Genomic DNA, 7,129 nt, shown 5'->3' with positions numbered 1-7,129 from the left:
TGTATGTGGATAACTGTGCCATGCAACTGGTCAAAGCCCCCAAGCAGTTTGATGTGATTGCGACAGGCAATATTTTTGGTGATATTTTGTCCGACCAAGCGTCCATGCTCACAGGCTCTATCGGTATGCTACCGTCAGCAAGCCTAAACGAGACAGGCAAAGGGCTGTATGAGCCGTCCCATGGCTCTGCCCCTGACATTGCAGGGCAGGACAAGGCAAATCCACTAGCGACCATTTTGTCGCTTGCCATGCTTGTGCGTTATAGCCTAAATGATGAAAATCGTGCGGTGAGAATAGAACAAGCGGTGCAAAAAGTGCTAGAACAAGGCTATCGCACGGCGGATATTTATGAAGACGGCACGACATTGGTTGGCTGCACAGAGATGGGTGATAGAGTCATCGCTTCGCTATAAATCATAATGGTGTTAGCAATAGGCAGGGTTTGGCAATACGTCAAATCCTGCTTTTTTATGATAAATTCATATTTGTAAATTGTTATCATTCTGTTATAATAATGTTTTGCAGTTTGTGAAATATTTAAAAAATCGGCTTGATATTTTTTATAAAATTTAAGATAATACGCCATTGATAATTATTATCGTTTGTATTATAGCTTATCACTCGACAGCATAGGTGTAGCAGGCAGTCATCATCATGAATAATGTGAATTCTACTTCGAATAATGGCATCAAAGCCATGGCGGTTGGTGTGGCGATTGCGCTGCATGGTTTGGCAGGATTGGGCTTGGCGCACATGCAGATGCCTGAGCTTAAGCCGCTAAAGATCACGCCGCCCATCAAGATAGAAATCATTGAGCCCATCAAAGAGCCTGAAATTGTTGAAATAAAAATCAACAATCTAGAATCGCCTGAACCACCCAAGCCGATCATGGCGCCAAAAATTGAAAAAAACCCCGATCCACGTCCTGCACCTGCAAAACCAAAATTAGCAGAGCCAAAGCCTGTCAAACCCCAGACGGTGAAGCCTGCCCAAACCCCTAAGGTGACTGAACCAGAGGTTAAAAAACCACAGGTAACACAGCCATCTGAAACAAAACAAACATCAAAAGCACCCGAAGTAACCAAGCCTCCAGTGGATCAGTCGCAACTCATCGCTGCACAGCAACGCGCACAAGAGCAGGCAAAATGGGAGGCTCAGCAACGTGCCGAAGCTCGTGCAAAGGAAGATGCAGATGCTAAGGCAAAAGCGAAAGCCGAAGCAGAAGCCAAAGCTGCCGCTGCTCGCAGAGAGGCTGAAGCTGCCGCCGCAGCCGCAAAAAATAGCACCGATGAAGATGGTGGTAAAAGAAGAGGTGGTGGCAAAAGAAAAGGCGGTGACGTCGGTGAAGGTCGTAACTCAGGCGATAGCATAGGACCTGTATCTTTCAGTGCTGCCGAAGTCGATGCAAGCTGGAGAAGAAAGCCAAACTTAGCTCAACTATGCTCTCCTAGACTAACAGGCAAAACGGTGAATGTAACTGTTAAGCTAACGATTAATGAAAAAGGCTCTATCCAAAGTGCCAGCGTTGCCCAGTCATCAGGCGACAAAGCCTTTGATAGAGATGTTGCCAGAGCTTATAAAAGCGGCAGATTAAAGCCTTTTATTAGAAATGGTCAGGCGGTTAAAGGCTTTGCGAATGTACCAACAGTCATTACTATCCCTAGTGGTGCTTGTTAATTTAAATTATTAGATTGATATTATAAATTTTACCTTTTGTGAGGAATTGTTATGGATTTTGCATTTTATTGGGGTCATACAGACGCCGTTAGTAAAACCCTGTTCTTTATTCTATTTGCTTTATCTATCATCTCATGGGTAGTTGGCATCATTCGTGTGGCGCAGTCGTGCAAATTGGCAGGCAGCATCGGCGATAACCTAAAGCGATCAATCTCCAGTTCGGCTGCTGATCTGGACGGGCTTGATTTTGGTCAAAAGAAAATGGTCGTTGAGCAAAAGCTGCTTCAGAACATCGCTCGCTATCGCTACGAGATGGAAAAAGGTCTGCCAATCCTAGGCACGACAGCATCGATTGCGCCATTTATTGGTCTGTTCGGTACGGTTTGGGGTATTTTCCATGCCTTGCACAGTATCTCGAAGAGCGGTCAGGCTGGTCTTGCTCAGGTGGCAGGTCCTGTGGGTGAGGCGCTCATCATGACGGGCTTGGGTCTGGCGGTGGCGATTCCTGCGGTGGTGTTTTATAACATCGCGACACGTATGAACAAGCGCGCCATTCATGTTGCGAATGATGCAGCGCACCAGATTTTAGCTCAGACGGCGCGATAAGGAGTCTGTTATGGCGTTTGAATTAGGCGATCAAGACAATGACGGCATGAATGAGATGAACCTCATTCCGCTCATTGACATCATGCTTGTGTTGATGATTATCTTCTTGGTCACGGCGACTGTGCTAAATCCTACCGTGCCGCTCGATCTGCCAAAGACCAGCGCAAGCGTAAATGAGCAGCCGCCACAAGTGCTGCAAGTCAGCATCGACAGTCAAGGCGACATCTATTGGGACAGCCAAAAAATCAGCCTAGAAGAACTGCAAAAACGCTTCACTGATGAAGTTGCCAAAGGTAATGACCCACAGGTGCATCTGCGTGCCGATCGCGAAGGCAAATACGACATGGTCGCACAAGTGTTGGCGACAGCGAGCACGGCAGGGTTGTCTAAGATTGCTTTTGTAAATGAGTGATTCATGAGTAATTGATGATAAATCTACAACAAAAAAGCCTTGTGTGATACAAGGCTTTTTTATTGGAGATGCTCTATTCATCGATGATGGTGATGCCCATCTCGCCAAGCTTTTGATGCCATGCTTGGGCGTAGTTATTATGAGCGTCATCAGCATTGATGATGTGCGCCACCAATCCAACCGTCGCCAAGCTAGATACCTTGCGCATGACGCCACGATCAGGTAGGATGTGCGCATCGATGAGAAGGTAAATGAGCGCATCAGATGCTTTGGCGGTGCTGATGGCTTTATCAATGCTACTCTTATCATCAACTACACCGAATTCATAGCAGATATTGATCGATGGGGAGGTGATGGGTGTGTCAGTCGGGCGCTCTAGGATGACACTAATGAATGATTTGCCACTGATGTCCATCGCAGGGGGTGTGATGATGGCACTGCTTGGCGTATAGTCATCATGGTCGATGACGCGCTGGCTAAATGCATTTAATAAAGTAGCGTAGTAAGGTTTTTTTTGATCGATTTGAAAGTTGTGGCGTGACTTGATAAGGCAGACCACGTATGCGATGAATCTTGGTAGGATGCCATACAATGCGATGCTTAGCATGACCAGCCAGGCGAATTTGGCATTCTGTTCGCTTGATGGTGCGCTCATGTTCGGCAATTCAAAGCCAAGTAAATTCGGCAGCGCCCCAAAGATCTGCATCATCTGCATAAAATGAGCATCGGTGAGCAGCGTCGATTCCCAAGCAAAATCATAACGACGAAATAGGAATAGACACAATAATGCCACACTGGCACCAATCAGTGATGACAGCCAAGCACCATGCATGAGCGTACCAAGATACCAGCGGCGCACAGGGCGATAGATGTCAATCTGTAACTCTAAGGCGTGCTGCATGGGAGGGTTGTCACCTGCGCCGATGAACTTATACAGTAGCGGCTTTTCGATAGTAAGCCGTGACAATATCCCACCTAAAAAAGACAAACCATCACGACGAAACAGCCCGATAACCCACCACAGCAGTGATAGACTGTGCCAACCCAGTAGCGCCAGCAGCACATAGAAGAAGTTGATAATCTGAGTGCCAAGCAGTCCCATCACACCAACAAAACCCATCAAAAAATAAATGATATAAACCAATCGACCAGAGCCTTTGATGTAGAATTTGGCTTGGTCTAGGGCGGACTCTATTTTGCCATTACTGTCAATCTTATGTGCGCGGATGAATATCTTATCCAGCGGTGATGCGGCTTCGGACTTGACGGCTTCGGTGATGGTCTTTGGGTGCTGTGTGAAAATATAGTGACTTTCTTCTAATCTTCGCACAAGGTCGGTATGTTCGTGGGTGTGTCTGATGGTCATGATCAGCTCGACTCTAGGGATTGTAGTTCTTGATTAAGTTGTGCTAACTTTGTGCGTATTGTATCATCATCTCGCACGGACAGCTGCTTGGTGAGTTTTTTTATTTGGGTTCGAAGCTTCGCTGCAGCGATGGTATTTTTGGCAGTGTTGGCATCGATGGACTGTGTGGCTTGGGCAGATTCGCTGATGACATTTGCCATAGCTGACTCTACGGTGCTAACCACAGGCTTGGTGCCTTGTTTGATGCTGTGTTCTACGCGGTTTAGATGATGGTGATAGCGGCGGCGCAGATGCGCTTGCTCATCGATGCGCTCTTCATCGCTCAGTACTCGGGGATATTCCACCAGTTCGATGCAGTCCACAGGGCAGGGCGCCAGACACAGCTCACAGCCTGTGCATAGATCGGCGATGATGCTGTGTATGTGCTTAGCGGTGCCGATGATGGCATCGACAGGGCAGGCGGGTATGCATTTGGTGCAGCCGATACAGTCAGGTTCGTTGATGATGGCGCGAACTTCAATGGGGCGCTGGGTATGCTCATCGGTGCGCCACTTGCTGGGTGTGGCTGCACGACTAGCAATTCCAAGGATGCCCGCGATGCGATCAGTGACATCCTGACCGCCCGGTACGCACAGATTTGGCGCTTCGCCATTCATCACGATGCCATGAGCATAGGGCAGGCAGCCATCATGATGACCACACAGACCGCACTGCGTCTGTGGCAATACAGCATCGATCTGCGCGATGGCGATGCGTTTGTCATCTGATACGTCATCTAGCCTAAGCGGACTAAACAGGACGGGTAAATCTTCTAATCGGGTGAATGTCATGGTCATGGCTGGCAAGCGCTGGCTGTTCGTTAATCTAATAGGTGGCTAAGTAGGCAGATGAATGACGCTCTGGATAAGCGTGTGTGCGATCGTACCTGCCTTTGGCGTTAAAGGCAGATCATCCACATCAAAAAATCTGGCTTCATTAATCTCATCCGCCTGAGGGTGAATCTCACCACCGGCATAATCAGCGATAAACCCCAGCATTAGGTTCGTTGGATATGGCCATGGCTGACTGCTGTGGTAGCGTAGGTTGGAGACTGATAAACCGACCTCTTCCATGACCTCGCGGTGAACGGCGCTCTCTATCGACTCGCCTGCCTCTACGAATCCTGCAATGAGTCCATACATGCCAGTATCGCCATGTCTGTGATGCAGCGCAAGTAGGATCTGCCGCTTGGCGGTCGTTGGGTGAATGCGTGTGATGGCAGTGATGATGCACGGCTGCACGCGTGGATAGGCGCGGTGACGGCATCTTTGGCACATCATGGCGTGCTCGCTTTGATGGCGATGTGTGCGGCCACCACAGCGCGAACAGAATTGATGATCATTTTGCCATAATATCAGCTGAATGGCTCGGCTAATGGTATACGCCAAACTATCATCCAGTGCGTTTACGGCACTTCTATAGCCTAAGAACGCCAAGGATTTATGTGTACTGGTGTCGTATTTATTGCCATAGGCGTGAATAAGATTTGCCTTGATGGCAACATCTTTTGAGATGGCGAAAGTGTTAGATGGTGTGAGTTGGGAGGCGTGTCCGTTATGCACTTCACCAAAGCCGAGCGAGACCGCTTCATCTAGCATCGCCCCTTGAACCATGATGGGTAAGCCCTCTTCATCGCACAGGACGCTGTCTTTATCTATGATCAGATATTCTACATGATTCATCATGACAGCACCGTCGATCGCCAAGTGCTGTCCGCATCCATGTCACTGGCAGAAGTGAACAACAAACTTGCCAAATCAGATAAATCCTGAAAACCTGTCGCACTTGACATGGCATCTGCATGATCATCGCCGTATTCCATCTTTATCGCCATCTGTCCGCCTGTCATCGCAAGATAGACTTCGGCCAGAATCTCGGAGTCAAGTAAAGCCCCGTGGAATGTACGATCTTGATTACCAACGTCTAGGCGGCGAACCAGGGCGTCAAGTGAGTTTTTTTGACCAGGGTAGAGTTCCTTGGCGATGGCAAGTGAGTCGGTGGTTTGGATGCGATCTAGAAAGTCGGTCAGACCAACTTTATCAAATTCCATCTTTAAGAATCGCATATCGAACGCGGCATTGTGTGCGATGACCTCGCTGCCTATCATGAAGTCATAAATCTGCTGCGCAACGTCGGCAAACTTTGGCTTATCTAGTAAGAATTCATTCGAAATGCCGTGAACGCGGATAACCTCATCGTCCATCTCTCTTTCGGGGTTGATGTAGACGTGTAGCTTGTTACCGGTAAATTTACGATCAACCATCTCAACGATACCCACCTCTACGATGCGGTCACCGCCTTGATCCTCAAAACCGGTGGTCTCCGTATCCATGATGAGCTGACGAGCGCGTGAACCATAATTATTCGGCGCTGGCAGAATCGCCCAAAAGTCACCATTGGCGCGCTGAGTGTTGCCATCGTAATCGGGGTTTTGGTTGTTGTCAGGACTGATCTTAAAAGCGTGGTTATTCATGGCTGTGGTTGGTTTTGGATTATTGGTATTATTTGGTGTGCTTTGGTTGGATGCATCGGCATAAGTTAGGTGGTCGGTATTGTCAGGACCAATGAACTCTTCACCTGCACCGATGACGCCTTGATTGGCCAGCTGGTCTGCCATCTCATTACCCTCGTGTCCAGCATGCCCCTTGATCCATTGCCAATCGATCATGCGACCTTGGGTCAGCGCATCGAGTTCTTGCCATAATTCAACGTTTAGAACGGGTTTTTTGTCGGCTTTGCGCCAGCCGTTCTTTTTCCAGTTGTGGATCCATTGGGTGATGCCATCTTTGACGTAGCCTGAATCTGTCCATATCTTTATGGGTGTGTCGGCAGGCGTGCGCTTTAGGGCGGTGATTGCGCCTAATAGCTCCATGCGGTTATTGGTGGTGTCAGCTTCTCCGCCCCAGATGTTGTGGATGTCGCCATTGGGATGAATGATGTGCGCGCCAAATCCGCCCGCCGAAGCGCCCTGTTTGCCATTGCCCTTACAGGCGCCGTCAGTGTAGGCGATGATGTAATTATTCATGATA

Annotated in this window: 8 protein-coding genes; 4 read left to right on the top strand and 4 right to left on the bottom strand. The window is 48.5% G+C overall.

The window, feature by feature from the left end:
* From GY683_RS05075 to GY683_RS05060, 4 genes are all read left to right on the top strand, one after another.
* Window positions 1-413 (top strand): isocitrate/isopropylmalate family dehydrogenase (locus GY683_RS05075; protein ID WP_297287713.1); only part of this gene is annotated, 413 nt, incomplete at its 5' end.
* A gap of 241 nt (window positions 414-654) precedes the next feature.
* Window positions 655-1,677, top strand: a complete 1,023-nt coding sequence (locus tag GY683_RS05070) for a TonB family protein (protein ID WP_297287712.1) — start codon at window positions 655-657, stop codon at window positions 1,675-1,677.
* Between the two features lie 51 nt (window positions 1,678-1,728).
* The gene (locus GY683_RS05065; RefSeq protein WP_297287711.1) at window positions 1,729-2,283 is read left to right on the top strand and encodes a MotA/TolQ/ExbB proton channel family protein; all 555 of its coding nucleotides are present in this window, start codon (window positions 1,729-1,731) and stop codon (window positions 2,281-2,283) included.
* Window positions 2,284-2,293: 10 nt separating this feature from the next.
* Window positions 2,294-2,695 (top strand): biopolymer transporter ExbD, encoded by a 402-nt coding sequence (locus GY683_RS05060; RefSeq protein WP_297287710.1) that lies wholly within the window; start codon window positions 2,294-2,296, stop codon window positions 2,693-2,695.
* Window positions 2,696-2,768: 73 nt separating this feature from the next.
* Here GY683_RS05060 and GY683_RS05055 read toward each other — a convergent pair whose 3' ends face one another.
* The 4 genes from GY683_RS05055 to dnaQ all read right to left on the bottom strand — a co-directional run.
* Window positions 2,769-4,061 (bottom strand): DUF2868 domain-containing protein, encoded by a 1,293-nt coding sequence (locus GY683_RS05055; protein WP_297287709.1) that lies wholly within the window; start codon window positions 4,059-4,061, stop codon window positions 2,769-2,771.
* Between the two features lie 2 nt (window positions 4,062-4,063).
* On the bottom strand, window positions 4,064-4,891 hold the full coding sequence (locus tag GY683_RS05050) for an RnfABCDGE type electron transport complex subunit B (RefSeq protein WP_297287708.1): 828 nt from the start codon (window positions 4,889-4,891) through the stop codon (window positions 4,064-4,066).
* A 45-nt stretch (window positions 4,892-4,936) separates the two neighbouring features.
* The gene (nudC, locus tag GY683_RS05045; protein ID WP_297287707.1) at window positions 4,937-5,785 is read right to left on the bottom strand and encodes an NAD(+) diphosphatase; all 849 of its coding nucleotides are present in this window, start codon (window positions 5,783-5,785) and stop codon (window positions 4,937-4,939) included.
* A partial coding sequence (dnaQ, locus tag GY683_RS05040) for a DNA polymerase III subunit epsilon (protein WP_297287706.1) occupies window positions 5,782-7,129 on the bottom strand: 1,348 nt, incomplete at its 5' end. The genes dnaQ and nudC, both read right to left, overlap by 4 nt.

Origin of the sequence: Moraxella sp. (assembly GCF_024227015.1) — a bacterium.
GTDB lineage: Bacteria > Pseudomonadota > Gammaproteobacteria > Pseudomonadales > Moraxellaceae > Moraxella.
Note: the sequence above shows the minus strand (reverse complement) of the source record. Positions and strands in the feature narration are given on the sequence as shown.

Coding starts and splice junctions, on each gene's coding strand:
- GY683_RS05070 (WP_297287712.1), top strand. CDS start 655: ATGAATAATGTGAATTCTACTTCGAATAATGGCATCAAAGCCATGGCG.
- GY683_RS05065 (WP_297287711.1), top strand. CDS start 1,729: ATGGATTTTGCATTTTATTGGGGTCATACAGACGCCGTTAGTAAAACC.
- nudC (WP_297287707.1), bottom strand. CDS start 5,785: ATGATGAATCATGTAGAATATCTGATCATAGATAAAGACAGCGTCCTG.
- GY683_RS05050 (WP_297287708.1), bottom strand. CDS start 4,891: ATGACATTCACCCGATTAGAAGATTTACCCGTCCTGTTTAGTCCGCTT.
- GY683_RS05060 (WP_297287710.1), top strand. CDS start 2,294: ATGGCGTTTGAATTAGGCGATCAAGACAATGACGGCATGAATGAGATG.
- GY683_RS05055 (WP_297287709.1), bottom strand. CDS start 4,061: ATGACCATCAGACACACCCACGAACATACCGACCTTGTGCGAAGATTA.